The sequence below is a fragment of the Desertivirga brevis genome, from assembly GCF_017355835.1.
Genome location: NZ_JAFEWF010000002.1, coordinates 312,656 through 335,822, shown reverse-complemented (window position 1 = coordinate 335,822; position 23,167 = coordinate 312,656). Strand labels below are relative to the sequence as shown.

Annotated in this window: 21 protein-coding genes; 11 read left to right on the top strand and 10 right to left on the bottom strand. The window is 40.1% G+C overall.

Annotated features, from left to right (window positions below; translation table 11 throughout):
- Positions 1 to 54 precede the first annotated feature (54 nt).
- Genes J4N25_RS09325 through J4N25_RS09315 form a run of 3 tightly spaced genes read right to left on the bottom strand, consistent with a single transcriptional unit; the run spans position 55 to position 2,688 of the window.
- Entirely contained in the window at positions 55 to 1,080 is a 1,026-nt protein-coding gene (locus tag J4N25_RS09325; protein WP_207421924.1) for a DUF6807 domain-containing protein, read from the bottom strand.
- Positions 1,064 to 1,888 (bottom strand): hypothetical protein, encoded by an 825-nt coding sequence (locus tag J4N25_RS09320; RefSeq protein WP_207421923.1) that lies wholly within the window; start codon positions 1,886 to 1,888, stop codon positions 1,064 to 1,066. Before J4N25_RS09320 ends, J4N25_RS09325 begins: the two co-directional genes overlap by 17 nt.
- Before the next feature lie 2 nt (positions 1,889 to 1,890).
- Positions 1,891 to 2,688: a UDP-2,3-diacylglucosamine diphosphatase gene (locus J4N25_RS09315; RefSeq protein ID WP_207421922.1), complete on the bottom strand. Its 798-nt coding sequence runs from the start codon at positions 2,686 to 2,688 to the stop codon at positions 1,891 to 1,893.
- A 208-nt stretch (positions 2,689 to 2,896) separates the two neighbouring features.
- Here J4N25_RS09315 and J4N25_RS09310 point away from each other — a divergent pair, with 208 nt between their 5' ends.
- From J4N25_RS09310 to hisS, 4 genes are all read left to right on the top strand, one after another.
- Positions 2,897 to 4,945 (top strand): prolyl oligopeptidase family serine peptidase, encoded by a 2,049-nt coding sequence (locus J4N25_RS09310; protein WP_242695842.1) that lies wholly within the window; start codon positions 2,897 to 2,899, stop codon positions 4,943 to 4,945.
- Between the two features lie 117 nt (positions 4,946 to 5,062).
- A complete protein-coding gene (locus tag J4N25_RS09305) occupies positions 5,063 to 6,280 on the top strand; it encodes a sensor histidine kinase (protein WP_207421920.1) in 1,218 nt (405 codons plus the stop codon).
- Complete coding sequence (locus J4N25_RS09300) at positions 6,281 to 6,787, top strand: DinB family protein (RefSeq protein WP_207421919.1); 507 nt, start codon at positions 6,281 to 6,283, stop codon at positions 6,785 to 6,787.
- A 32-nt stretch (positions 6,788 to 6,819) separates the two neighbouring features.
- Positions 6,820 to 8,205, top strand: coding sequence for a histidine--tRNA ligase (gene hisS, locus J4N25_RS09295; protein ID WP_207421918.1), 1,386 nt, complete (start codon positions 6,820 to 6,822; stop codon positions 8,203 to 8,205).
- A gap of 283 nt (positions 8,206 to 8,488) precedes the next feature.
- Here the strand turns inward: hisS and J4N25_RS09290 are convergent, their stop codons facing one another.
- A complete protein-coding gene (locus J4N25_RS09290; protein ID WP_207421917.1) occupies positions 8,489 to 9,679 on the bottom strand; it encodes a THUMP domain-containing class I SAM-dependent RNA methyltransferase in 1,191 nt (396 codons plus the stop codon).
- Between the two features lie 69 nt (positions 9,680 to 9,748).
- Here J4N25_RS09290 and J4N25_RS09285 point away from each other — a divergent pair, with 69 nt between their 5' ends.
- The gene (locus J4N25_RS09285) at positions 9,749 to 10,114 is read left to right on the top strand and encodes a DUF3127 domain-containing protein (protein WP_207421916.1); all 366 of its coding nucleotides are present in this window, start codon (positions 9,749 to 9,751) and stop codon (positions 10,112 to 10,114) included.
- Between the two features lie 86 nt (positions 10,115 to 10,200).
- Here J4N25_RS09285 and J4N25_RS09280 read toward each other — a convergent pair whose 3' ends face one another.
- The gene (locus J4N25_RS09280) at positions 10,201 to 11,076 is read right to left on the bottom strand and encodes a T9SS type A sorting domain-containing protein (RefSeq protein ID WP_207421915.1); all 876 of its coding nucleotides are present in this window, start codon (positions 11,074 to 11,076) and stop codon (positions 10,201 to 10,203) included.
- A gap of 115 nt (positions 11,077 to 11,191) precedes the next feature.
- Here J4N25_RS09280 and J4N25_RS09275 point away from each other — a divergent pair, with 115 nt between their 5' ends.
- The 4 genes from J4N25_RS09275 (at position 11,192) to J4N25_RS09260 (ending at position 17,325) form a co-directional block, all read left to right on the top strand.
- Positions 11,192 to 13,054, top strand: a complete 1,863-nt coding sequence (locus J4N25_RS09275) for a sensor histidine kinase (RefSeq protein WP_242695841.1) — start codon at positions 11,192 to 11,194, stop codon at positions 13,052 to 13,054.
- Between the two features lie 6 nt (positions 13,055 to 13,060).
- Positions 13,061 to 13,792, top strand: a complete 732-nt coding sequence (locus tag J4N25_RS09270) for a response regulator transcription factor (protein ID WP_207421914.1) — start codon at positions 13,061 to 13,063, stop codon at positions 13,790 to 13,792.
- A 570-nt stretch (positions 13,793 to 14,362) separates the two neighbouring features.
- Complete coding sequence (locus J4N25_RS09265; protein WP_207421913.1) at positions 14,363 to 16,654, top strand: TonB-dependent receptor; 2,292 nt, start codon at positions 14,363 to 14,365, stop codon at positions 16,652 to 16,654.
- Positions 16,655 to 16,752: 98 nt separating this feature from the next.
- Positions 16,753 to 17,325, top strand: coding sequence for a hypothetical protein (locus tag J4N25_RS09260; protein WP_207421912.1), 573 nt, complete (start codon positions 16,753 to 16,755; stop codon positions 17,323 to 17,325).
- 48 nt (positions 17,326 to 17,373) lie between these two features.
- On the opposite strand, the gene phoU is transcribed toward J4N25_RS09260, so the two are convergent.
- The 5 genes from phoU to J4N25_RS09235 all read right to left on the bottom strand — a co-directional run bounded on the left by phoU (position 17,374) and on the right by J4N25_RS09235 (position 21,663).
- Positions 17,374 to 18,051: a phosphate signaling complex protein PhoU gene (phoU, locus tag J4N25_RS09255; protein ID WP_207421911.1), complete on the bottom strand. Its 678-nt coding sequence runs from the start codon at positions 18,049 to 18,051 to the stop codon at positions 17,374 to 17,376.
- Positions 18,052 to 18,069: 18 nt separating this feature from the next.
- A complete protein-coding gene (pstB, locus tag J4N25_RS09250) occupies positions 18,070 to 18,822 on the bottom strand; it encodes a phosphate ABC transporter ATP-binding protein PstB (protein WP_207421910.1) in 753 nt (250 codons plus the stop codon).
- Between the two features lie 8 nt (positions 18,823 to 18,830).
- Positions 18,831 to 19,688: a phosphate ABC transporter permease PstA gene (gene pstA / locus J4N25_RS09245; protein WP_207421909.1), complete on the bottom strand. Its 858-nt coding sequence runs from the start codon at positions 19,686 to 19,688 to the stop codon at positions 18,831 to 18,833.
- A complete protein-coding gene (pstC, locus tag J4N25_RS09240) occupies positions 19,681 to 20,559 on the bottom strand; it encodes a phosphate ABC transporter permease subunit PstC (RefSeq protein WP_207421908.1) in 879 nt (292 codons plus the stop codon). Before pstC ends, pstA begins: the two co-directional genes overlap by 8 nt.
- 84 nt (positions 20,560 to 20,643) lie before the next feature.
- Complete coding sequence (locus tag J4N25_RS09235) at positions 20,644 to 21,663, bottom strand: PstS family phosphate ABC transporter substrate-binding protein (protein ID WP_207421907.1); 1,020 nt, start codon at positions 21,661 to 21,663, stop codon at positions 20,644 to 20,646.
- A 390-nt stretch (positions 21,664 to 22,053) separates the two neighbouring features.
- Between J4N25_RS09235 and J4N25_RS09230 the strand changes: the two genes are divergently transcribed.
- Positions 22,054 to 22,737, top strand: a complete 684-nt coding sequence (locus tag J4N25_RS09230) for a YiaD family glycine zipper/OmpA-like lipoprotein (protein WP_207421906.1) — start codon at positions 22,054 to 22,056, stop codon at positions 22,735 to 22,737.
- Between the two features lie 82 nt (positions 22,738 to 22,819).
- Positions 22,820 to 23,167 (top strand): hypothetical protein, encoded by a 348-nt coding sequence (locus J4N25_RS09225; protein ID WP_207421905.1) that lies wholly within the window; start codon positions 22,820 to 22,822, stop codon positions 23,165 to 23,167.

The following is a 23,167-nucleotide window of genomic DNA, read 5'->3' as shown; positions in this document are numbered from 1 at the left end:
ATTGATTCGGCTTTAGCGTTCAATTAGGTCCATTCCAGGTAGTCGAAACTCTATTTAATTCTTTTTAAACTTCTTATAGAGTAAGTCAATCTGACCATTACTTAGCTCATGACCGACAAGCAGCCCGTGCCGGAAAACTTTGCTCTCACCTTTCTTGAGGATCAAGTTCAACTTCTCCTTTCCATTGGTATAAAATTCAGCTCCGAGAGGGTTCAATGCGAATAGTCCATATCCTCTTGACATTAAAAAAGCTGGGTAATTCACGTTCTGGGGGTGGTCCATCAAGATCAGTGTAACTGCCTTGCTGTCAACTTTTCCCGATAGCTTTAACCATTCTGCTCGTGTTCCGAACACAGCTTCTCCTGATATTCCTCCGCTGCTCTCATAAAACCCGGTAGTAAAATTTTTCTCAACTACCTTAGCTCGCCTCCCTGCTGAATCCATTACCTCTACCGCCTTATCTGAAGGATGTTCAAGCTGCCGGGACACTCTCATTCCAAATAACCCCTCCTTGTTGTCCTTCAGCGAAACATCTACCAAAGCTGTTAGTTTCGTTTCTCTGCTGATTAACCTTGCTCCTGCCTCTTCAGAAAAAGCATATACTGTCTCTTCAGCCATAACGGGCTTTGCTCCGGGATTAAGCCATAATGCATTTACCTTTATTCCCGGGTTTCGGTTAGCGGTCTTAACCACAGAAACTTTGTTAACCCTGATAGTCCCGTACGCCTTCTTATTGGTATCTATCTTAGTTGAGTTGTTCCAATAGTCCGCACCGTTAACATCTCCATAATTGAACCATACCCCTATTTGATGAGGATGATCAACCTGATCGCCGACTTGAGGTTTCAGGGGATAACCGCGTGTGACAGTAATACCACCAGAAGCATTTACAGGGTAAAGAACATGCTTCCTCAAACTATCTGCATAAAGCAAAGAGGTAAAAAGGCTGTCGTTGATCAGCACATCCAAACGTTGCTTATCTTTTTCTTCCGTAATTCTAATCCTGCCTGCTTTTTGAGCAAAGGCAGATTGGATCAACATCACAAAGACTATGGATAACCACTTATTTTCCTTCTTCATTGTTCAGGATAGTATAGATTTTTACACCTTGGTTAGTTAATACAGCTAGTCGATTATTTCCCTCGCCTACCTGCAAAACGGTTTCATCAAAAATAAAAAGAGTATGCCTTTCGGCACTGTTCACTTTGTAACATTCCCATTGTTTATCCCTTAGAACAAAGATTAAATCACCTCTAACCTGGAAACTGCTAATGGTGCCGGTCTTAATAGTAGCTAAATAGTTACCAAAACGGTCAAACTTCATGATCCCTTGTTTGGAATCATAAATAAAAACATTTTGATCTGAAGCATGCATAATCGCAGGCTGAAGAGGAAAACCGGTCTGTTGGTATAAGTTCAGCGACTGCAGTTCATTCCCAAACTGATTTGTTAGTTTTCGTAACTGCTGGTTCAACTGATCATAAATCCAGAAGCCATTAGAATTTGCAGTAGCTATTAAAGAAATCAAACCTGAAGCATCCTCAGCAAAGCTAAACCGCGTTATTTCATTAAGGTTGTTGTTCAAAACAACCGCTTGCTGGATGGCCGGGTAGAACAGCAGTACCCGCATTGGGTCAGTCACATCTATATATCCTAGTTTACCGAAAGCCTTATTACTGTAGTTCCAAAGTAGCTTTCCCGCATTATTGTATTTTAAGATTTGATTTGCCGGGGTAACCAAATATACATCATTAAGGTTATCGATACAGACAGAAACGGCCGGGGTATCAATTTTAAAAGTGTATTGAAGCTTATACTGGGCTGTAACCAAGCTAGCCTTAGAGAAGCTCATCAGTAGAATCAGACCAGCAGCCAGTATAAATCTCATTGTTATCCTATAACATCATCACTTAAAACATGGTTAGCAGGAACACCTTCAGGATTTTCAAAAAAACGAAGGAACATTTCTCCATTTTCAAACACCCCATAAGAATTATACCCTAACCATTCTCCGAGATTTATATAACGCGAATTCGCAGGAAGACTTATGTCAATAGGAAGATGTCTATGTCCAAAAATAAAGTAATCATAGTGCTCTTTCTGCAAAACCTCTTTGCTATGAGTGATCAGCCATTCCTGCTGCTCGCCCATAAAACTTTCCTTTTTCAAACCTGTAGCTCTGCTGTGTGCCGACCAGGAAAGGGCTATTCCAATTCCCAGGTTCGGATGAAGTCGCGCAAAGAGCCATTGACACAGATCGCTTCTAAATATTTTCTTCAAAAATTTATACTTCGCGTCACCCGGTCCCAAACCGTCCCCATGATGAATATAAAACTTCTTTCCGCCTCGTTCAATCACAAGTTCGTTCGATATGATCTGTATGCCCAGTTCCTGTGTGAGGTATCCAAACATCCACATATCATGATTTCCTTTAAACATCGTGATCTTTACTCCTGCGTCAGAAAGTTCAGCCAGTTTTCCCAAAAACCGGATAAAACCTCTCGGAACAGCACGCTTATATTCAAACCAAAAATCAAAAACATCACCTACCAGGAATAGTTCTGCTGCGTCTTCTTTAATTGTATCAAGCCATCTCACCACTTTATCTTCACGATAGCGGCTTAGCTTATAATCAGCAACTCCCAGATGAAAGTCAGAAGCAAAATAAATTTTATTACGTTCGGGCATCGGAGGTAAAAGTACGAAGATGTCAGGAAAATTGTAATTTGCAACAAAACGATGCGTTTTTATGTATTTCTGAGGTGTTTTTTATAGTTCCCCTCACTACTTATGCTTGTTATTATAATTGCTCCAGATGGTTTTTATGAATAAACTTGGTATCCTATTTATTTTTTCCTGCGTTACTTTTAACGTAAGCGCACAATCAAACAAAAAGATGATCAGTTACCCAAACACAAAGAAAGACAATACAAAAGATACTTATTTCGGCAAAGAAGTTCAGGATCCGTATCGCTGGCTTGAGAACGATCAGGCGGAAGATACTAAAGCATGGGTAATAGAACAAAATAAAGTCACCCAGGGTTATCTCGCAAAGATACCTTACAGGGATAAGATCAAGCAACGGTTAGAAAAGCTCTGGAACTACGAGAAATACAGTGCTCCTTTCAAGGAGGGTAAATACATTTATTATTTTAAAAACAATGGTTTACAGAATCAGGCTGTACTTTATCGCCAGGAAGAAGGTAAGGAACCGGAAGTTTTTCTAGATCCAAACACTTTTTCTTCAGATGGTACAACATCTTTAGCAGGTATTGAATTTACGAAGGACGGAAGCCTTGCGGCGTACCAGATCTCCGAAGGAGGATCAGACTGGAGGAAGGTGATAGTAATAAAAACCGATGATAGAACACAAATAGGCCAAACGCTGATTGATGTAAAGTTCTCCGGCCTTGCATGGAAAGGAAACGATGGCTTTTATTATAGCAGTTATGATAAACCCAAGGCAGGAAGCGAACTTTCCGGATTAACCCAATACCATAAACTCTATTACCACAAGCTGGGCACCTCTCAAAGTGAAGACAAGCTGATCTTTGGAGGGGAAACTACCCCAAGAAGATATATTGGCGGATCTATAACTGAAGATGAGCGTTTTCTGGTTATTACAGCTGCCAATTCAACAACAGGGAACGAGCTGTACATTCAGGACCTCAGTAAGCCAGGAAGCAAGATCGTCAATGTTATCAATGACATGAAGAACGAACACGATGTGCTTGACAATCTTGGGAGTACATTATATATCACTACCAATCTCAACGCCCCCAACAATAAAGTAGTAACGGTAGATGCTGCAAGTCCTGCTACATCTAATTGGAAAGACTTTATTAGAGAAACCGGGAACGTTTTGAATGCAGGTACCGGTGGAGGCAAAATATTTGCTAATTACCTTAAAGATGCTACTTCCCTTGTACAACAATACGATATGCAGGGAAAGCTCGAAAGAACTATCACGCTTCCGGGAGTAGGAACAGCCTCAGGTTTTGGTGCTAAAAAAGAGGAAAAGGAGCTGTACTATACATTTACCTCATATGTGTACCCGCCAACCATCTTCAAATACACCATCGAAATCGGAAAATCAGAAGTCTATAAAAAATCTGGAGTTAAGTTCGACCCTGAGCAGTATGAATCCAAACAGGTGTTCTATACATCGAAGGATGGTACTAAGGTCCCAATGATCATTACGCATAAGAAGGGTTTAAAGCTAGACGGCAATAACCCTACGATATTATACGGGTACGGAGGCTTTAATGTCAGTCTTACTCCGAGCTTCAGCACCGCAAATATTATCCTCCTTGAGCAGGGGGGCATTTTTGCTGTTCCAAATCTTCGTGGTGGAGGTGAGTACGGAGAGAAATGGCATATTGCAGGTACTAAGCTTCAAAAGCAGAACGTATTCGACGACTTTATTGCGGCAGCTGAATACCTTATCAGTAACAAATATACTTCTAAAGATTACCTTGCCATCTCAGGCGGCTCAAATGGCGGATTACTTGTTGGAGCTTGTATGACGCAAAGGCCTGAACTATTTAAAGTTGCTTTACCGGCTGTAGGAGTTTTGGATATGCTGCGTTACAACAAATTCACAGCAGGTGCTGGTTGGGCTTACGACTATGGTACCGCGGAAGATTCGAAGGAGATGTTCGAGTATTTGAACCAGTACTCTCCATATCATGCTTTAAAAACAGGAGCAAATTACCCCGCAACCCTTGTTACCACGGCCGACCATGATGACCGGGTAGTACCCGCTCACTCTTTCAAATTTGCTGCACGATTACAGGAATATCACAAGGGTTCGAACCCCGTGCTGATCAGAATAGAAACAAAAGCAGGGCATGGGGCTGGAAAATCAACAGCGCAGATCATTGCAGAGCAAACCGATAAGTTTGCCTTCCTTTTCTATAATATGGGTGTTGAATATAAAGATTAAGACGATAAGCCTAAAGTTGGAATTAATAGATCTATTGATGCTTATGCTCTTAAATATTTTGCTACAAAAATATTCTGCTTTAACGAACTCCCCCTTTCGGGGAAGGAGGGGCGAGATATGAATCCTTACGAACAGAAGCGGCGATGGAAATTCCTCTTATTAGCCTTTGCCATTGTTATAGGTGCGGTTTCCATCTGGTATAGTAACTATCTTGTTAAAGGCATTTCCGCAGCAGAACGCACACGTGCAGAAGTTTGGGCAATTAGTAATAAGAAGATCTTTGAGATAACCGATATTAATGATGAGTACATCACCTTCGTCTACTCAATCCGTGACAGTCTTTCAGTACCTGCCATCGTAGTTGATGAACGCGATAGCATCATTTATTGGAAGGGCTTAGACAGTACAAAGACTAATTATACGCTCGAGGCCGAGAATAACCTTGAATCCCCTCTCTATACCCGCAAGACTTACGACCCGGCCTATTTTAAAGCTCAGCTGAATGAGATGAAATCACAACACCCTCCCATTATCATTTCCCTTCAGGACGGAACAAAGTGGGCGGTTTACTACAAAGACTCATCATTACTAACACAGCTGAGGGTGTTTCCCACCATCCAATTAACTGTGATTGGAATTTTCCTGATCATAGCTTACCTGGTATTTAGTTCCTCAAGGCGGTCAGAGCAGGATCTCGTATGGGTCGGATTAGCTAAAGAAACGGCTCACCAGCTGGGAACTCCAATTTCTTCATTAATGGCCTGGACGGAACTGATCAAGTCAAAGTTTGATGCCGAAGAGGATCCACTGGTGCTGGAAATGGAAAACGACATAAAACGGCTTGAAATGGTTGCCGACCGGTTTTCCAAAATCGGTTCCAAACCTATTCTCCAAAGTCATGTCGTATTCACCGTTATTGAGGATTATCTTAATTATTTCAAGGTCAGAGCAAGCGACAAGATCAGCTTTATCATCAGTGGAGACAAGCAGGTTGAAGCACTTTTAAATATACCTTTGTTCGACTGGGTGATCGAAAACTTACTTAAGAATGCGGTAAATGCCATTGAGGGAACTGGCAAAATAGAAATTCGCATTACAGAGAATTTAGCTAAAGGACAGGTTTTCATAGATGTGTCAGATACAGGGAAAGGCATTCCCAGGATGAAGTTTGAAACCGTATTTCAACCGGGTTATACCACACGTAAACGGGGCTGGGGTTTGGGACTTTCACTAACAAAACGTATTATTGAGAACTACCATAAAGGACAGATCTTTGTAAAAGACTCAGAATATGGTAAGGGAACAACATTCAGGATAATACTAAAAAGCAGTTAAATGACTAAACCAACAGCTGAGGAATATGGAGCATTCTTTCAAGGGTATATTGATACGGCAAGTGAAGATGTAATTTCAGAGATCAAAGAACAGGAAACTTCTTTTCCTACCCTTTTAAGGTCAAACCTGGCTAAAGCTGATTATGCTTATGCAGAAGGAAAATGGACCGTTAAAGAACTCTTAGGTCATATCATAGACACCGAAAGAATAATGGCTTATCGACTGTTAAGGATCTCGCGTAAGGATACTACCCCCCTTCCTGGATTTGACCAGGATGAATTCATGAAATATTCAGAGTTTGGTAAATTGGATATGGAGAACCTTATCCAGGAGTTTGAGGCAGTTCGAAGATCCACTCTTTTCCTTATTGATTCTCTATCAGAGCAACAATTGGCCTATATCGGCAATGCCAGCGGTAATCCTATGAGCGCAAAAGCACTGGTATACATAATCGCAGGCCACGCAAAACACCATATTCAAGTAATGAAGGAGAAATATTTGCAGTAACTTAACCTCACACTTTTTGTACTTTTGCCGCTATGGCGACCATTAAACCCTCTGTTCCAAAAGGCACTAGAGACTTTTCACCTTCAGAAATGGTGAAAAGGAATTACATTTTCGACACCATTAAGTCTGTTTTTAAGAAGTTCGGCTATCAAGAGATTCAAACTCCCTCCATGGAGAATCTGAATACCTTGACCGGAAAGTACGGAGACGAAGGCGATAAGCTGATATTTAAGATTCTAAACTCTGGTGATTACCTGGCTAAAGTAAAACCAGAGAAATTAACACCAGATAATTCAAACGCATTAATTTCTGACATATCAGAAAAAGCACTACGTTACGATCTGACAGTTCCCTTTGCCCGGTACGTTGTTATGCATCAGAACGATATCTCATTCCCATTCAAGCGCTTTCAGATCCAGCCCGTATGGCGTGCAGACCGCCCTCAAAGAGGCCGTTACCGGGAATTCTATCAATGCGATGCAGACGTTGTGGGTTCAGAAAGCCTATTGAACGAAGCCGAATTCGTGTTAATCTACAATGAGGCTTTAAGCAAATTCGGCTTGAAGGACTTTACCATCAAGATCAATAATCGCAAGATCCTTTCCGGAATTGCGGAGATCATTGGAAAACCAGAACTTATCGTCGACATGACAGTTGCTATCGACAAACTTGATAAAATAGGCTTAGATGGGGTTGTAAAGGAACTTATTGAGCGAGGCTTTACAGAAGCAGATATCGAAAAACTGAAACCGGTAATTCTTCTGGAAGGCAGCAACGAAGAAAAGCTCGAAAGTTTAAGAACAGTTTTGCAAGAGTCAGAAACAGGATTAAAAGGAATTGCAGAGATTGAATCTATTTTCAAATATATTTCCGCTCTTGATGCACAAATCCTTTCCTCAAACAAAAGACTTGAACTTGATATCACCCTTGCCCGAGGACTAAACTATTATACAGGCGCGATCTTCGAGGTAAAAACCAATGAAGTGGCCATGGGAAGTATTGGTGGCGGTGGCCGTTATGACGACCTTACCGGAATGTTCGGTTTAAAAAACCTTACCGGTGCCGGGATCTCCTTCGGTGCTGATCGGATCTACGACGTATTAGAAGAGCTGAAATTATTCCCTGAAAGTGCAGAAGAAACAACAAAAGTTCTAATCAGCAATTTCGACTCGGAAGCAGAGGCGTATGCATTACCTGTATTACAACAATTAAGATCAGCAGGAATAGCCGCAGAACTTTACCCTTCTTCAGCAAAACTGAAAAAACAAATGGGTTATGCAGATGGAAAAAACATCCCCTATGTGATCCTTATTGGTAGTGATGAGATGCAATCAGGCGAGTTGAGTTTAAAAGATATGAAGAGTGGGGAACAGCAGAAATTAAGGATTGAAGAGATAATAAAGAAAGTAAAACACTAATTACACGGATTAAGCGAATTTTCACGAATTCCTGACGTAGCGCTAAAGATATTTACAAACAGCACGAACGGAAAAAGCACGAATTACGCGAATTACACGAATCTGTAAAGCGGCCTAATACGAATAGCAGGAATCCAAATGCAGACCTATCATTCTGACTGACGCGCTAAGCTTTGTGTAATTCGTGTAATTCGTAAAACTAGTGACAACTTTTAAATTAGTGTTCTCTCTTTTTAGACGCTATGATTCGTGTAAATTCGTCTAATCCGTTCAATTCGTGACTTTAAAACTGATAAGGCTCATCCTCCTTAACCTCCCTCTTGGTCCCTTCATAAAGTTCATACTCCAGCAAGCGGCAATCCAGCTTACCATTATAAAACTCTATTCTTCTTGAAGCTTTAAGACCTATCTTTTTGGCAAGGTCAGGGTTTCCGGTAAAGATATAACCGTTGTAGCCTTTACAGTTCTGCTTCATATAATCGCCGATACGTTTATAGGTGGCTTCTAACTTAGAATGTACACCTAAACGCTCCCCATATTCAGGGTTAAACATTACTACACCTTTTTTATCTTCAGGTACCGGGGTATCTGCAAAATCGCAGACATGAAATTCTATTAAATGATCTACCCCTGCCGTTTTAGCGTTCCTTTGGGCAACGTCTACGGCATCAGGAGAGAGGTCGCTCGCAATGATCTTAAACTCGATCTGTTTCTTTGCCTGGTCTTTCAACTTACGTCGCTCAGTAAAGAACACCTGCTCATCATATCCGATAATATGCATAAAACCGTAATTCATACGGAAAAGACCGGGACTTTTATCAGTAGCCAGGAGTGCAGCTTCAATAGCAAGCGTTCCAGAACCACACATGGGATTAATGAAAGTGCTCTGTTTATCCCATTTAGTAGCCATTATGGTTGATGCTGCAAGGGCCTCAAGCATCGGCGCTTTTCCCGGAATTTTGCGGTAGCCATGCTTAGATAGTGTTTCTCCCGACGTATCCAAAAATACTTCTGCTCTATCTGCCTGCCAGTAAAGGTTTACAACCGTTTTATTTAGTTCCGGACCAGAATTAGGCCGCGCTCCCTTTTTAGCTTTGATCCTGTCTACAATAGCATCCTTCACTTTTACATTTGCAAAAAGTGGCGTGGTTATATGCTCATTGTTAACCACAGAGGTAACAGAGAAATAACCTGCAAAATCAATATATTCCTCCCACTCAACCTGTACAAGTTCCTCATAAAGTTCAGTTGGATTAGCAGCCTTGAACGTTTTTAAGGAATAAAGTACCTGGCTGGCTGTACGAAGGTTTAGATTGAGACTGATACAATCATTTACATTGCCTTCAATCTCTACCCCTGTGGTAAAACTTCGCTTTATAGCAAACCCTAATCCTTCAATTTCCTTTACAAGATAAGGCGATAAACGCTTATTGCACGTTATAATAATACGACTGTTAGTGTTGAAAACTTGCATAATATTGTGCGAAGTTAATCAATTAAAATTGGCAGATTTGGTTTTTGATTTTCGAAAAAAGACAAGACAATGGATATAAAAGGAAAAGTTCACGAAATTTCTCCAATTCAAAATGTGACGGAGACATTCAAAAAAAGGGAATTGATCATTGAGTACGCTGAAAATCCTCAGTACCCTGAATATATAAAATTCGAAGCTTTGCAGGATAAAGTAAACCTGTTTGATACTGTGAAAGTAGGTGATGATGTTGAAGTTTTCTTCAACCTTCGTGGTCGCCCATGGACAGACCGTAATGGTAAAACTGCTTACTTCAACTCCTTAATCGTTTGGAGACTTAACGTTCTTACAGGACAAGGTGCACAAGCTCCAATGCCTGATTACGCTCCTCCGGTTGATATTAATTCAGCACCGCAAGATGACGACCTTCCGTTTTAATTGATAATTTCACCGATTAGAGGTGATTACACCGATAATAAAGAGCCCTTTCTCCATCGCGGAGAAAGGGCTTCTTTGTTCCTCAGTTAATTTTTAACTATCCTTCTTACAAACCATTTACCGTTTTGGTTTACAGAAATGTAATAAAGACCATTTTTCGCCATATTTACTGGCTTAAGATAAGTTCCGCTAAACCCATTCACCTTATCGGTAAATAGCACTTTATGTTCTGCGTCGAGCACCTTTACCAGTGTTGTCCCCTTAGTTCCTAAGTGGAAGGACAAATTGATATCTCCCGAAGAAAAATTTGGAAATAATGCAAAGTCCTCAACGGCTAAATTAACATTTGCAGCTACCTGCCCCAAAACGACTTTTTGTTCCTCAGGATTTAAATCTTCTACAAAAAAGTTTAGTTCTGTACTAAATCCATCCTTATCAACATTACGAAAATGAAGGGTCTGAGTATTTTTTTTGTCTTTAAACTCCCGCCGGTCATCTAAAAGCATTAAGCGATCGTGCTTATGGACTTTTGGTCTAAACCCCAGGTTGCCTGCAGGAATCAACGCTAACATGTCGCTGTTTATTCGATGACGAAAACTCCATGTAATACTATCAGGACTTAATTTCCCACTATCCTCCCGGAATTTTAGAATATCTGCATTCTCCAGGCTTAAGGGGCCAGGAAACTTTCGTATCACAATATCAGCGCTTCCTTTCCTTTTTATCAATGCGTCTATCTCCTCTTCTATCTGTTGCTTCTCTCTCTCATTAAACTCCTTATTAAACCTTTCCCGCTCTTTCTTATCCATCTCTTTCAAACGCCTGCCATTAATTGTGGTGTCGCCATTTGCTACGACGATCGTTTTCTTTACAGTCTTTTGAGCTTGAGCTTCAACTGTTGGCATAACAAGAGCATAGCTTAAAGCGGCGGGAATGAACAGGTTAAGTAATGGTGCTTTCATGATTTGAAAATTTATAATCAAAAGTAGACCGCAACGTTTTTTTATTTTGTTAAGGCCTTGTTAAAAATTGTTAAAGGATAATTGAGAGGCAACCAGTTACGTATTTTTGTGTGAGATGAAAAAGAAAAGTATTAGCCTCATAATTGGTTTGATGAGCATTGCGCTCTTCGGGGTGATGGCTATGCAATATTACTTTATCAGGGAGTCGTACTTGCAGAAGGCGCAGTTGTTCGATCTTTCAGTAAACAGTGCTCTTAGTGAAGTTGCAAACAAACTAATAAAGCAAGATGCCAAGCGCTTCGTAAGTGAAAAGGCAAAAGCAGAGGAACGTTTTAAAAGAGACCAGCAATTAACCAGGGAACAGGAGGATGCTAGGAAACGTGAGGAGGAGCACCAGGGTCGCATTCGATTGATTAAAGGTAAGATCGACAAGGACTTTCAAACACGAGACAGCATCCTCCGTTCGCGCTTTCCGAGAATAATGACTATTGATAATGATTTCTATGAAACTTATTTCAGGGATCCAAATCAATTGAATAAAGTGAGGCTGCAAGTTAAGCTCAGACAATCAGTCGATACATATGGGCAGGTTTTTCAGGATGAAGTACATGAATTATATGTAGAAGATGAAGAACGCCTAAGGCCTCATCGCTTTGGTAAATCATTGAGAGACAGCGTTCATTACCTAGTAGAAGATCCTTATTCAGGGATAAGAGTTATCTCCCTTCCTAAGGTGAATGACAAGTATAAAGAGGAACTGAAAAAAGAGCGGGATCGGAGATCCAGAGAGAGAGCAATTGCATTAACAGAAGCAAAATCTCGCGAAATAAGGAAAATCAGAAGCTTCTTTGATTCTGCTAAAACCGTCAATCCCAAAACGAACATATTTATCGATATTGCTAACGAATACGAGCATTTTGACATTCCGCTACTAAAGAGGATTAGTCCGGTAGATACTCTATTAAGAACGGAACTTGCCAATAGAGGTATTCATATCCCCTATAATTATAAAATATCTCTTGCCAATACCGACTCAGTTATATTTCAACAGGTGGCGTGGAAAGAGAATCAAATACAGCCTGATAATTTATACAGTATTGCTCTTTTCCCGAAAGATATGATCAACGAAAGCGGCTTGCTGACGATCGATTTCCCCACCCGGAACGCCTATATGTTTCAGAATATGCATTCTGTACTTATTTCATCAGTGGGACTGTTGATCATGCTTTTAAGTTGCTTTGGCTATACCATCTATATAATCTTCCGTCAGAAGAAGATTTCGGAGATCAAGACAGACTTCATTAACAACATGACTCACGAGTTTAAAACTCCTGTGGCTACGATCATGATTGCGAGTGATGCTTTAAAAGATCCTGAAATACTGGAAGATAGACAAAGGGTCAATCGCCTTGCTAATATTATCTACGATGAAAATGTGCGTTTGGGTAATCACATAGAAAGAGTATTGAATATTGCCAAGATAGACAAAGGTGATCTTAAACTTAACTTTAAACCGGTTGAGATGAATGACCTTATCGCGGCTATTGCAGACAGTCTCACTTTACAATTCCAGAAGAAAGACGCTAAAGTTGAGCTGCAATTGGAAGCCGTCAGGGACATTGTTCAAGGTGATGAACTGCACCTCAGCAATATTATTTTCAATCTTATTGATAACGCCCTAAAGTATAGCAAGGAGCAGCCTGAAATAAAGATCAGCACGTTGAACGCCGGGAAAAACCTGTTAATAAGAGTAAAAGATAATGGCATTGGAATGAGCAAAGACCAGCTATCAAAAATCTTTGAACAATTTTACCGCATTCCTACAGGCAACTTGCACGATGTAAAAGGATTTGGTTTAGGTTTAAGCTATGTAGACAACATCGTTAAAAGACATAATGGAATTGTCCGTGTAAAAAGCGAGAAAGACAAGGGTTCAGAGTTCGAAATAAGTTTCCCGATAAATGCAAAGGATATTTAAATGTTTATGACAGCTACGCTCAGCAATACAGATGCGCTAAAAGGCAAAAAGATATTATTAGTAGAAGATGATCCTAACCTGGGTATGCTTTTGCAGGACTACCTGCAGCTAAAAGGCAAATACGATGTTGTGCTTGCACGAGATGGTGATGAGGGTTCGAAGTTATTTGCAAAAGATAAGTACGATCTCTGTATTCTTGATGTGATGATGCCCAAAAAAGACGGATTCTCTTTAGGGAAAGAGATACGCAAAGCCAATCCTCTTGTACCTATCATTTTTGCTACAGCAAAGACAATGATTGAAGATAAATCAGAGGCGTTTACTTTAGGCGGAGATGACTACATCACCAAACCATTCCGCATCGAAGAGCTGCTGCTCCGCATTAACGCATTGTTGAAAAGAGTTGGCAATCAGGAAAAAAAGGTTCAGGAAGCTGACCCAGACAAGTTCCAAATTGGAGATTATATTTTTGAATATACTTCTCAGACTATAAAGAAGGGAGACTTTCAGCAGAAGCTTTCAACAAAAGAAGCCGAGCTCCTGCGTTTGCTTTGCCTTAAAAAAAATCAGGTGTTGACAAGAGAAGAGGCATTACTTTCCATCTGGCATGATGACAATTACTTCAACGGACGAAGCATGGACGTTTTCCTCAGCAAATTACGTAAGTATCTGAAAGACGACCCGAAAGTTGAGATAATAAATGTGCACGGCAAGGGCTACAAACTTATTGTGAACTAACCTTATCTATTGGGTAGTCAACAGCGACTTGGTTTGAGCCCTTAGATCCGAATCCCTTTGCTCATGCTGTTTTTTTACCTACTTTTGTTACCAAAGTTCTATGACTAGAGGAAGGTTAATAAGGAGTATTTTATCATTGGTGTTACTGATATGTTTTTCAGTGGTAGCACTTCCTCTTGACCTTCTGCATAATCATCATGATGAAATACAGTGCTCGGATTACGGCCAAACAGGCAACTGTACTCATAAAGTTCACATTTCAAAAAAAGGTTCGTTTTGCTTTGCCTGTGCCTTTCATATTGACAAGGCTTTTTTCGCGCCTTCGGATGAGCAACAGACAGAAGACATCCCCTGGATTCGACTTTTCTCAAAAAACAAGGTTCTTTCCATTATTATTGAGCCTATTCTTATTTTACTGCGGGCTCCACCTGCTCGCTGATTAATTTTCGTTATCAACTCTGAAACCTGCCCTTTGCTGGTTCAAACACACCTTATAACTCACCATTTCGGTGACCTACTTGGCAGCTATGATCCATTATCATATAGCTACTACCTGATAATTCCACTTAGATGAAAACTCTTACAACATTTCTTTTCGTACTGCTCTTTGCAACAAGAATGTCTGCGGCTGCTCTCACCCTGAGCGGACAGGTGACCGATGCAATTTCACAACAAGCAGTAGCAGGTGCCATAGTATCAATTCCCGAGCTTAGAATTTCTGTAAATACTGATGAAAATGGCCGGTTCCTCTTTCAAAAGATTCCTACTAAGGGTCGATTTGTACTTGAAGTAAGGTTTCTGGGTTATAGCACCTTTACTCAAACAGTAGACTTGGGTGAAACTGCAAACCTTAATATCATATTATCAGAGAGTCTGATAGAAGTTCATGAAGTTGTTGTTACAGGAACGGTATCTGGTGCAGATAACCGGAGAAACAGCACAGCAGTAACCTCGATATCCAAAGAAGAAATGTTAAATCGTCCTTCCAACAATATTGTTGATGCAATATCCAGAGTTCCGGGAGTGTCTCAAATTACAACTGGAGCGGCGGTTTCAAAGCCTGTTATCAGAGGCCTGAGTTACAACCGGGTAATTACCTTGTCGGATGGAGTGAAACAGGAAGGTCAGCAATGGGGGGATGAACATGGAATAGAAATAGACCAATATAATACGGATCGCGTGGAAGTGCTTCGCGGAGCATCAAGTTTAATATATGGATCTGATGCCCTGGGTGGAGTGATAAATATCCTCGAGCCGCTGCCAGTTGCAGAGGGAAAAATAAAGGGTGAAGTTTTGTCGAATTATGGCAGCAATAACGGCTTATCCGGGAATTCGGCTATGCTTCAGGGCAATACAAAGGGCTTTATCTGGAGAGCTCGAGGAACTCATAAAAGCGCCTATGCCTATAAAACGCCTTTAGGGAGGGCATCAAACAGTGCCTTTAATGAAACTAATTATTCGGCTCAAATAGGCCTAAACAAAAGCTGGGGCTACACGCATCTTAACTTCTCAAGTTTTAACACTAAGCTAGGTATCCCTGGACATGGAGACCATGAGGAGGGGGAAGAAGAACATGAGGTATCTCATGCAAATGAGTTCCTGAGTGGAAATAAAAGCCGTAAGCTAAATCTACCTTTTCAAGATATCAACCATTACAAGTTGGCACTGAACAACCAGTTCGTTTTCAATAAGGGCCGGCTTAGATCCACTCTTGCCTTTCAGGATAACCAAAGGCGCGAGCTGGAGGAAAGCACTTCGGATCCATCCTTATTCTTTGACTTGAAAACGTATAGCTACGATTTTAAATACTACTTCAATAATACAGAGAAATGGGAACCCGTAATTGGAGTTTCAGGATCGTTCCAAAACAGTAAGAATAAGGCGGAAGAGATCCTTATTCCAGATTACGAAAGCCAGGATATTGGTGGATTTGCTTATATAAAAAGAAACTGGGCTAATACAAGTATTAACGCGGGATTGCGTTTCGATTACAGGCATTTTAAAGGTTTAGAGATGCCTGAAGACGATGAAGTCCTTTTTGGCGATTTTTCTAATGATTTCTCAAACTTAAGCGGAGCTATAGGGCTTACTCATAACTTCAATGAAAACATTACCTTCAAAGCAAACGCCGGGAGTGCCTTTAGGGCTCCAAATATTGCAGAACTAAGCTCAAATGGTGTTCACGAAGGCACTTTCAGGTACGAGGTCGGCAACACAAATCTGGATCCGGAAAGAAGTTATTATGCCGATGCAGGACTTGAGTTTCACAACAATAAAATAGATGCGCATTTGAATCTTTTCAATAACTACATCGATAATTATATCTATTATAGGCAAACAGCTAACGAAACTATCGAAGCAGAGGAACGCACCCTTCCCGTTTTCAGATATGTTCAGGATAATGCTAACCTTTACGGATTAGAAGCCGGCTTAACGCTACATCCAACCTCATTGATTCATTTTGAGAATACACTCTCATTTACCCGGGGTTTAAATCGTTTTACAAAAACCTCTCTTCCTTATATGCCGGCGCCAGTATTGAGAAATGAGTTACGCCTTGAGCCGAGGCTTAAATCAACTACTTTAAAAGACACTTATTTCTCAATTGGCATTGATAATTACCTCCGCCAAACTAAGGTTGATCCTAATTTTGAAACTCAAACCGCTGGCTATACCCTACTTAATGCCTCTATAGGTTCAAGGATCAGGATTAATAAGCAAGCGTTCAAAATTTATGTAACGGGTGATAACCTGTTGGATAAGGAATATGTGAATCACTTGAACAGGTTAAAAGCTGAAGGGATTTTGAATCAGGGAAGGAACATCACTTTTGGTGTTTATATCCCCTTAACGATTAGATAAGACGAGATTCGAAGGTCAGGCACTTAAAAGCCTGAATTTTTGCTTCCTGCTCATCACAAGGAATAGTATATTAGCCCGATCCAAAAGAAATAACCTGAATGAAAAAGCTTGCCTACTTGTTGATTACTACAATGAGTGCTCTTTATGCCTGCTCCTCTCCAAAAGCAGATAAAAATGTTTCATCATTAAAGAATAAGAAATATACGGTAGATAGTATGATCAATGCAGGTTCCCTGATAGTATACGTAAAAGTCAAGGAAAAGGCAGGCTTGATTTCGAGGGAGGAAGCGAGGAATCAAAAGAACCTGGAAGCTACTTATAATGTCTTTAAAGATAAAGAAGGGAAGATACTTTATGTCGCCGAGCTACCGTTTAGTCCGAAAGACGATTGGTTCATTGCCTACAAAAGCTATTTCGATAAAGATGGGAAACTATTTGCTTTCCAAAGAGAAAACAATTTTTTTGGAAGCGAATGTACAAAGGGGGCGGCAATGGAAAATCTCGTGAAGTTCTTCGATCAAAACTTCAATGTCGCAGATTCTTCCTATACCTTAACTGATACTAAGAAGATAACCTTGGATAAATCAACTTGCAAGTTTCCTTATAGTTTTCCTTATAAGATCAATAAAACTCTTGATGAGTTTAAAAAAGAAAGGGGAATTGAGCTGTAGATTAAAAAGCCATTCTACCAGGAAGAATGGCTTTTTAATCTACTTATACTATTCGTCGTCCTCGACACTTTTTTTGATATGCTTCAAAACTTTTGCTTCAAGATGGAATATGATTTCCTCGGCAATGTTGGTAATATGATCTCCTACCCTTTCAAGTTTCCTGATCACAGTTAACAGGTACAGTGCCTGGTAAACATTCTCAGGCCTTTTATTAATATATACAGCGATATTGTCGGTAGAGGCTTTGTTAATCTCATCAAGGATCATGTCCTGCTTGAAAACTGTTCGCGCCAGTTTAGCATCATTTCCTTCGTAAGCCCTACCAATAGAATCGAGCATTTCTTTAACAATATCTGCCATCTCATTGAAGCGACAGTCGTTCAAAAGTTCCTCATCGAAACACTTTCCCGATTGCAGGATATATTTAGCTATTCCTTCTGCGCTATCGCCAATACGTTCAAAATTAGTATTGATCTTTAGCGTAGCAAAAACGAAACGCATGTCGCTGGCAAATGGATTTAATAGGGCAAGGATATTTTCACAATCCTTATCTATAGACAATTCCATTGCATTAACACGCTTTTCGTTAAAAATGACTTCGCGGGCAAGATCAACGTCTTCGTCAATAAGAGCTGTAAGGCTCTTTTCTATTTGAGACCTGACCAGGTTGGCCATCTCAATCATCTCCCCGCGGAGCTTATTTAACTCTTCTTCTAAATGAGTCATAATTTAATTCCTTCCTTATTACCCAAAACGACCGGTTATGTAGTTCTGAGTTTGTTCTTTATCAGGGTTAGTAAACATTTTAGGTGTTTCGGTATACTCTATCAATTCTCCTAAATAGAAGAACGCAGTTTTATCGCTTATTCGTGCGGCTTGCTGCATATTATGAGTAACAATTACAATGGTATATTTGCTTTTAAGCTCATAAATCAGTTCCTCTATCTTTGACGTTGATATAGGGTCAAGTGCCGAAGCGGGCTCATCCATCAGGATCACCGAAGGTTCTACAGCCATAGCACGGGCGATACAAAGACGTTGTTGCTGTCCTCCTGACAAGGATAAAGCAGATTTTTTCAAATCATCCTTAACCTCATCCCATAATGCAGCCTGCTTTAACGAACGTTCCACACTTTCGTCGAGCAAAGTCTTGTCCTTGACGCCATTTATCCTCAAACCATAAATAACATTTTCATAGATACTTTTTGGAAAAGGATTAGGTTTTTGAAAAACCATTCCTATCTTTTTCCGGTGTTCATCAACGTCGATCTTACTTTTATATACGTTTCTTCCATCGATAAGAATATCCCCCGTTATCTTCACATTATCGATAAGGTCGTTCATCCGGTTGAAGCACCTTAAAAATGTAGATTTTCCACATCCAGAAGGACCAATAAAAGCTGTTACAGTGTTCGGCTCTATACCAATACCGATATTCTTTAATGCATGCTTTTCTCCGTAATAAAGATTTACATTCCTTGCTTCCAGCTTGTACATTATATTTCTTAAAACTTAGTTCTCTTGTTAAATCTATTTCTGACAATTACCGCAATACCATTCATAAAAAAGGTGAATGCTAAAAGTATAATGATAGCTGCCGCAGCATTAGTTACAAACCCTGCCTGAGGACGAGTAACCCAGTTAAAAATTTGTATTGGCAATACGGTAAATTCGTCCATTGGCCCTTCGGGAATAAATGGAACATACACTAATGCTCCAATTACTATCAAAGGAGCAGTTTCTCCAATTGCGCGTGAAACTGCAAGAATGAGACCAGTCATGATACCTCCAAAAGCCGAAGGCAAAACAACTCTGCTTATGGTTTGCCATTTGGTTGCACCAAGACCGTAACTTGCTTCTCTTAGTGATTTCGGCACTGCTTTAACAGCCTCCCTTGTCGAAACAATAATCAATGGCAGGACTAAAAGCGACAGTGTTAAGCTTCCGGTAAGAATGCTGTTTCCAAATCCAAGAAATCGTCCAAACAACTCTAGTCCAAGTATCCCGTAAATAATAGAAGGTACACCTGCTAAATTAGAAATATTTATTTCTATAAAACTAGTAAACGCGTTTCTCTTCCCATACTCCTGTAAATAAAGTCCCGCACCTACACCTATTGGAAATGCGATAAGGACCGTAAGCACAAGTATCCAAACCATTCCTGCCAAAGCGGTATAAATGCCCGCCCTTTCAGCACTTCTGGATGGCAGGTTGGTTAGGAAATCGTAATCGATCCTTGAGAAGCCTTCTGTGATGACCACATAGAGAAGTACAACCAGGACTATTAATCCAACCGATGTACAAAATATTGCGAAAAGCTTAAAAATAAGATTTTTAAGCCTGTTTAGTTGTGAATTACTCATACCTCTCCTGAAATTTTTTCTTGATCCAGAAACTGATGTTATTTAATAGAAAAGTGAAGATGAACAAAGCCATACCCGCTGAGAAAATCGTTCGGTACTCTAAAGAGTTCTGAGGGACATCACCCATGCTCACTTGAACGATATAAGTTGTGATCGTCTCAATTGAAGTAAGGGGATTGAAGGTAAACTTGGGTTCCTGACCAGCAGCAACGGCAACGATCATTGTCTCTCCAATCGCCCTTGATATTGCCAGGATTACGGATACTACAATACCAGATGATGCAGCAGGAACCATCACTCTAAATGCCGTTTGTAACTTCGTTGATCCCATCCCATAAGCAGCCTCACGAAGAGATTTCGGTACCGCTCTTAAAGCGTCCTCACTTAAGGATGATATGTAAGGAATAATCATCACCCCCATCACCAAGCCGGCAGACAATGCATTAAAGCCAGATAGATCAGGAATAAATGACTGAAGAAGAGGAGTTACAAAGGTTAATGCAAAAAATCCATACACCACGGTTGGAACGGCAGCCAGGATTTCTAACAAAGGCTTTACTACCGCTGTAAATTTCTGATGAGCATACTCGTTTAGATATATCGCGATTGTTAATCCCAGAGGCAAAGCCACAGAAATCGCAATAAGGGTTGTAAGCAAAGTTCCACAAACAAGGGGTAGAATACCAAACTTTTTATTTGCAAACAGAGGTGTCCACTCAGTGCCGGTAAAGAACTCGACAATAGATACCTCTTTAAAGAACGTTATGGTTTCCGAAGCTAGAACAATAATAATCCCAAGCGTTGTCAGAACTGTAATCAAGCTACATAAGATCAAAAAAGTCTCTATAGCTTTTTCTTTAACTTTTACCATTTGTTATTTCATAAGCAAGCTCCCTGAAGGAAAAACAACAGGAAGCTTGTGAAATTACTAATTATACTATCCGTAGAATAAATATTATTGTTCAGCCTTTAATAGCTCTGCCATACTTACACCAACAGTTTTCTTACCACCAGCGAAAACAGATCCTGCCTTTTTTGCTTCAAACTTCTTCTTAACTAAGGGATACACCTCAGCAGAAAGAGGGATTGTGCCTACTTCTTTTGATAATGATGAAGCATTATCTAGATAGAAATTAATGAAAGCTTTGACATCAGCCCGATCTGCAGCTTTAGTATTTACATATATAAACAGCGGACGTGAAAGTGGTTGATATGTTCCATTTGCTACAGTTTCAGGCGTTGGAAGGATACCGCCTTTACCATTTGAGTCGTCACCATCATTAATAGGGACAAGCTTTAGTTTATCAGCATTATTTGTATAATAGGCCAAACCGAAATAACCTAATGCGTTCTTATCAGAAGAAACTCCTTTTACTAAAACGTTGTCGTCTTCGCTAGCATTATAATCACCACGAGAAGACTTTGCTTTACCTACAATAGCCTCTGTAAAGTAGTCGTAAGTACCTGAAGCAGTTCCGGCACCGTATAAATTGATTGGTTGATTAGGGAAAGAAGCACGTATTTGATTCCAGGTTTTAATCTTGCCCTGTGCCGCCGGCTCCCAGATCTTTTTCAATTCTTCCACAGTAAGGAAGTCTACGAACGTATTTTCTTTACTTACCACTACTGCAAGACCATCGTAAGCAACTGGAAGTTCGATATAATCAACCCCGCCTTGTTTACACAATTCCACCTCTTCATCTTTAATAGGTCTTGAAGCATTGTTGATATCGATCTCTGCTCTGGAAAATTTCTTGAAACCTCCTCCGGTTCCAGACTCACCAACAGTAACCCGAATTCCGCCTTCAGCATTTCTGAATTCTTCTGCTACTGCTTCAGAAAGAGGATAAACAGTACTCGATCCGTCAATTTTAACCTCTCCTGATAGTCCCTCGCCTGAACCTTGATTTTTTTTGCCACCACCGCAAGATGCCAATGCTACGGTTAAGGAAAGCAATACAACTAATTTCTTCATTTAAGTTTCTTTAATTTTGCAAATTACCCTGACACTTGTTAGGTGCCCGTTATTACTGAGTTAAATCATTATTAACTTTCTATTTCCTAAGTTCACTTATGATTTATGCCATCAAAAGTATTAAGGTATTGTTAAGCAAAATGTTACGGAATATTAAGAAATTGTTAATTGTTAATATTGACTTAATCTTTTTTTGTACCGGTATTTATTATATTCCCTTTTTCACATTTAGAATTTGACCTATGAAATTATTGTACTAAAATTGGCCCGGAATTACATTAAACCTTTTGTATTGCTAACTGTCTTAAAGGTAACAAGCAAATAAATAGTACAAAATCCGGTTTTTTGGCATTTGCTTTGAATTATTAACAAACACACAAATACAAGATCATGAAAACTATGAAAATTAAAATAGCTACTTATTGCCTGGCTTTAGCTTCCGTTTCAATGTTCGCTACTGGTTGTAGCCAAATGACACGTACTCAAAAGGGAACAGTTATAGGTTCTGCTGCAGGTGGAACAATTGGAGCCCTTATTGGTAAAAAAGCAGGCAACACAGCTGTTGGAGCAGTAGTTGGTGGTGCAATTGGCGGTGTAGCCGGAGCATATATTGGGCGCAAAATGGACCGCCAGGCGGAAGAGATTAAAAGAAATGTTCCTGGAGCTGAGGTAATTCCTGCAGGTGAAGGTCTAATCGTTAAATTCAATTCAGGAATTCTTTTCGATACAGGTAAGTCCGACTTAAAAGATGCAGCAAGAACTAATATTCAAAACCTGGCTGCCTCAATGAAAAACAATCCTGAGACAAACATTATGATCATTGGTCATACTGATGCTGTTGGTAGCGATGATTTTAATATGGGTCTATCTCAACAACGCGCTAACTCTGTAAGAGATTTCGCATTGTCACAAGGTATCTCGAGCAGTCGTTTATCAACTGTGGGTAAAGGCGAGGCTGAGCCTATTGCTGATAATACTAGCGAATCAGGAAAAGCACAAAATCGCCGTGTTGAAATTGTTATCGTAGCCAACGATAAATTAAAAGCTGAGGCACGTCAGGCGTCGGGACAATAATTCAGATTTAATGATAAAAAGAAACCCTGAAGTGCTCACTTCAGGGTTTCTTTTTATATATACTTATCACTACCTTTGATCAATGCCAAGGTTATTTTCATACTGCCTGCTTGTTACATTGTTAGCTAGTACCTTGGTATATGCGGGGAATGGTAGGGAATGCCCATTTCACCATCTGTCCAATCTTTGTAATAAGGTTGAAAACTCCTCTTGTAAGTCAAAGACCCCTAAGGTTCCTGGCGGACAAAAAGTTAAAGATACCACGAAACGGCAGCAGCCAGAAGAGCAAAAAATTCCTTCGGCTGATACTTTTGAAAAATTCATCGCCCCTTTTATTGAAACCGTTGCTCCTCATTTCTATGATAAAATCATAAAAAAAGAAGAACGCAAAGACTTGAATCAACACAACAAGTTAGTACGCAACTGCTGA

What these genes read in the sequence shown, in the direction of transcription:
- J4N25_RS09225 (WP_207421905.1), top strand. Translation starts at nt 22,820, where the DNA reads ATGCCAAGGTTATTTTCATACTGCCTGCTTGTTACATTGTTAGCTAGT.
- J4N25_RS09275 (WP_242695841.1), top strand. Translation starts at nt 11,192, where the DNA reads ATGAAAAAGAAAAGTATTAGCCTCATAATTGGTTTGATGAGCATTGCG.
- J4N25_RS09290 (WP_207421917.1), bottom strand. Translation starts at nt 9,679, where the DNA reads ATGCAAGTTTTCAACACTAACAGTCGTATTATTATAACGTGCAATAAG.
- J4N25_RS09260 (WP_207421912.1), top strand. Translation starts at nt 16,753, where the DNA reads ATGAAAAAGCTTGCCTACTTGTTGATTACTACAATGAGTGCTCTTTAT.
- J4N25_RS09320 (WP_207421923.1), bottom strand. Translation starts at nt 1,888, where the DNA reads ATGAGATTTATACTGGCTGCTGGTCTGATTCTACTGATGAGCTTCTCT.
- J4N25_RS09270 (WP_207421914.1), top strand. Translation starts at nt 13,061, where the DNA reads ATGACAGCTACGCTCAGCAATACAGATGCGCTAAAAGGCAAAAAGATA.
- J4N25_RS09300 (WP_207421919.1), top strand. Translation starts at nt 6,281, where the DNA reads ATGACTAAACCAACAGCTGAGGAATATGGAGCATTCTTTCAAGGGTAT.
- J4N25_RS09305 (WP_207421920.1), top strand. Translation starts at nt 5,063, where the DNA reads ATGAATCCTTACGAACAGAAGCGGCGATGGAAATTCCTCTTATTAGCC.
- J4N25_RS09325 (WP_207421924.1), bottom strand. Translation starts at nt 1,080, where the DNA reads ATGAAGAAGGAAAATAAGTGGTTATCCATAGTCTTTGTGATGTTGATC.
- pstB (WP_207421910.1), bottom strand. Translation starts at nt 18,822, where the DNA reads ATGTACAAGCTGGAAGCAAGGAATGTAAATCTTTATTACGGAGAAAAG.
- pstC (WP_207421908.1), bottom strand. Translation starts at nt 20,559, where the DNA reads ATGGTAAAAGTTAAAGAAAAAGCTATAGAGACTTTTTTGATCTTATGT.
- phoU (WP_207421911.1), bottom strand. Translation starts at nt 18,051, where the DNA reads ATGACTCATTTAGAAGAAGAGTTAAATAAGCTCCGCGGGGAGATGATT.
- J4N25_RS09265 (WP_207421913.1), top strand. Translation starts at nt 14,363, where the DNA reads ATGAAAACTCTTACAACATTTCTTTTCGTACTGCTCTTTGCAACAAGA.
- J4N25_RS09310 (WP_242695842.1), top strand. Translation starts at nt 2,897, where the DNA reads ATGATCAGTTACCCAAACACAAAGAAAGACAATACAAAAGATACTTAT.
- hisS (WP_207421918.1), top strand. Translation starts at nt 6,820, where the DNA reads ATGGCGACCATTAAACCCTCTGTTCCAAAAGGCACTAGAGACTTTTCA.
- pstA (WP_207421909.1), bottom strand. Translation starts at nt 19,688, where the DNA reads ATGAGTAATTCACAACTAAACAGGCTTAAAAATCTTATTTTTAAGCTT.
- J4N25_RS09230 (WP_207421906.1), top strand. Translation starts at nt 22,054, where the DNA reads ATGAAAACTATGAAAATTAAAATAGCTACTTATTGCCTGGCTTTAGCT.
- J4N25_RS09280 (WP_207421915.1), bottom strand. Translation starts at nt 11,076, where the DNA reads ATGAAAGCACCATTACTTAACCTGTTCATTCCCGCCGCTTTAAGCTAT.
- J4N25_RS09235 (WP_207421907.1), bottom strand. Translation starts at nt 21,663, where the DNA reads ATGAAGAAATTAGTTGTATTGCTTTCCTTAACCGTAGCATTGGCATCT.
- J4N25_RS09285 (WP_207421916.1), top strand. Translation starts at nt 9,749, where the DNA reads ATGGATATAAAAGGAAAAGTTCACGAAATTTCTCCAATTCAAAATGTG.
- J4N25_RS09315 (WP_207421922.1), bottom strand. Translation starts at nt 2,688, where the DNA reads ATGCCCGAACGTAATAAAATTTATTTTGCTTCTGACTTTCATCTGGGA.